4 protein-coding genes are annotated in these 2625 nt (G+C 27.8%); 1 reads left to right on the top strand and 3 read right to left on the bottom strand.

Annotation, left to right across the window (positions count from 1 at the left end):
- Positions 1–47: 47 nt before the first annotated feature.
- Positions 48–728 (top strand): uracil-DNA glycosylase, encoded by a 681-nt coding sequence (locus E6248_RS15295; RefSeq protein WP_316341631.1) that lies wholly within the window; start codon positions 48–50, stop codon positions 726–728.
- A 50-nt stretch (positions 729–778) separates the two neighbouring features.
- Here E6248_RS15295 and E6248_RS15290 read toward each other — a convergent pair whose 3' ends face one another.
- The 3 genes from E6248_RS15290 to E6248_RS15280 form a co-directional block, all read right to left on the bottom strand.
- Positions 779–1084 carry a PadR family transcriptional regulator gene (locus tag E6248_RS15290; protein WP_316341630.1) on the bottom strand — a complete coding sequence of 102 codons (306 nt, stop codon included), beginning with the start codon at positions 1082–1084 and terminating at the stop codon, positions 779–781.
- Positions 1085–1169: 85 nt separating this feature from the next.
- Positions 1170–1916 (bottom strand): ABC transporter permease, encoded by a 747-nt coding sequence (locus E6248_RS15285; protein ID WP_316341629.1) that lies wholly within the window; start codon positions 1914–1916, stop codon positions 1170–1172.
- Positions 1913–2572, bottom strand: coding sequence for an ATP-binding cassette domain-containing protein (locus E6248_RS15280; protein ID WP_316341627.1), 660 nt, complete (start codon positions 2570–2572; stop codon positions 1913–1915). The genes E6248_RS15285 and E6248_RS15280 overlap by 4 nt, the downstream gene beginning before the upstream one ends.
- Positions 2573–2625 lie beyond the last annotated feature (53 nt).

The following is a 2625-nucleotide window of genomic DNA, read 5'->3' as shown; positions in this document are numbered from 1 at the left end:
TAATAAAATAATAATGTTAATTTTAATGATATAACGAGGTGATTTTCTTGAAAAAAGTATTAGATAATGACTGGAAAGACTTATTAGCAGAAGAATTTGAAAAAGAATATTATCAAAACCTTAGAAGTTTTTTAATTTCAGAGTATGAAACAAAGACGATTTATCCAAATATGAATAATATATTTAATGCCTTAAGGCTTACTCCATATAAAGATGTTAAAGTTGTTATATTAGGGCAAGATCCATATCATGGTCCTAATCAATCCCACGGTTTAGCCTTTTCAGTGAATAAAGGCATAAAAATTCCACCTTCATTACTAAATATATATAAAGAGTTGAACTCCGATTTAGGTTGCTATATACCTAACAATGGATATTTAGAAGACTGGGCAAAACAAGGTGTGCTATTATTGAATACTATTTTAACTGTAAGAGCTCATGAAGCTAACTCTCATAGAAATATGGGTTGGGAGATATTCACCGATAAAATAATATCTTTATTAAATGAGAGAAAAGATCCCATAGTATTTATTTTGTGGGGAAATCCATCAATAGCTAAAAAGAAGCTTATAACTAATAAAAATCATTTTATAATAACATCCCCACATCCAAGTCCACTGGCAGCCTTTAGAGGTTTCTTTGGAAGCAAGCCATTTTCTAAAGCAAATGAATTTCTAAAATCTATTAATAAAACACCTATAGATTGGCAAATTAAAAATATTGATTAACAAAATGGATGTTGTATAAACTAACAATTACAACATCCATTCTTATATATCTAAAGAATTTCTTCCATTAAAACTTTCAAATTCTTTTTAAGATCAATTAAAAGATTCTTCCCCTCTTCTGTAGCCTCATAGTATTTTCTTATTTTACCACCAACTATCTTATCTTCTCTTATAAGTAAACCTTCATCAACCATAGTCTTTAATATTGGATATATAGTACCAGGACTAACATTATAGCCATGCTCCTTTAGCTCCTCTATCATCCAACTTCCATAAAAGTTATCTTCACTACCATGATGTAAAATATGAATATATATAAGTCCACTAAATATTTTCCTTACTATTTGATCCTTCAAAATTTCATCCCCTTATTTATTTAAGTTACAATTATTAATATTATATCTCTTTTGTAAATACATATAGATCATTTTTAAAGGTCATTTAATATTTCAATTGTTTTCTCTCATTAAAGAACTTTTTATAACTTAAATATGTTGCTATCATAACTGAAAGTGAAGTAGATGATAATATCATAAAAGTAACCATTATTTGAAACTTTACTGCTACAAGTGGGGAAGCTCCCCCTAAAATTAAGCCTGTCATCATTCCTGGAAGAGATACTATTCCTAAAGTTTTTGCTGAATCTATGCTAGGCATTATAGATATCTTTATACTTTCCCTTATTATATCCCTAGAGGCTTCCTTTATATCTGCGCCTAATGCTAGTTTAACTTCTACTAAAGCCCCATTATTTTTGTAGCTTGAATTTAAATTTTTATAAGATAATGATAAAGCAACCATAGAGTTACTTACTACCATCCCAGCTACAGGTATGATTTCACTTGGAGTAAATTTAATAGCATTAGATAACACTAATACAGTAATAGTTATGCTTGTACCAACTAAGATTGAAATAAATGAAATCAATAATTGTCTTTCTATACACAATTCTTTTTTCCTAGTATTTAGCGAAGCATTAAATATCATTATTATAATTAGTAGTATTGTATATATTGGTTTCTCAAGTCCAAAAATAAAATCTAACAAATATCCTACTATAATAAGTTGGAGTACAGCTCTAATAACACTAAAAATTATATCTCTACTTAAATCTAACTTATCTTTATATGATATGAAAACTGGAATAGCAACTAACATTGATGATATAACTAAAGCTTCTGTACTCATCTTTCAATCACCTCCATATCTTCAATCTTCCCATTTTTAATATAGATCTTTCTATTGAAAATCCTCTTACTTTGCTCTTCATCGTGAGTAACCCAAATCACTGTTACGCCTTCTTTATTTAAAAACTTAATGTAATTCTCAACAATCATTGTGTTATTACTATCTAAAGCTGAAGTTACCTCATCTAATAATAATATTCCAGGGGTAAAAATTAAATTTCTAATCAATGCTATTCTCTGCTTTTCACCACCTGATAATAAATTTATATCCTTATCTAAATATGATTTATCTAAAGAAAAATCAATTAAAAGCTTATATATCCTATTATTATCAATTTCTTTATTTCTTATTTTAAAGGGAAAACATAAATTTTCGTAAACATCCTTCCCAAAAAGATATGGTGTTTGAGTGCAATAACTAATGCTTCTCCTAAGATCTACAGGATTATATTCTAAATAATTTTTATTATTATATTCTATACTTCCAGCTGATGGAGAAATTAAATCTGCACATAATCTAAGAAGTGTACTTTTACCACTTCCAGACTCTCCAACTATAGAAATGCATTCTCCCCTTTCTATAATTAAAGATACATTGTCAACTATTGTATTATCTTTATCTTTAAAAGTAAGATTTCTTATATTTAATATTCCCATAAATTCCCCCTCCCACTAATATCATAATCCGATATCGTAGTTTGATATTATCA

This window comes from Clostridium sp. (assembly GCF_032552055.1).
Classification (GTDB): Bacteria; Bacillota; Clostridia; order Clostridiales; family Clostridiaceae; genus Clostridium.
This window is presented reverse-complemented; position numbering and strand designations above follow the sequence as displayed.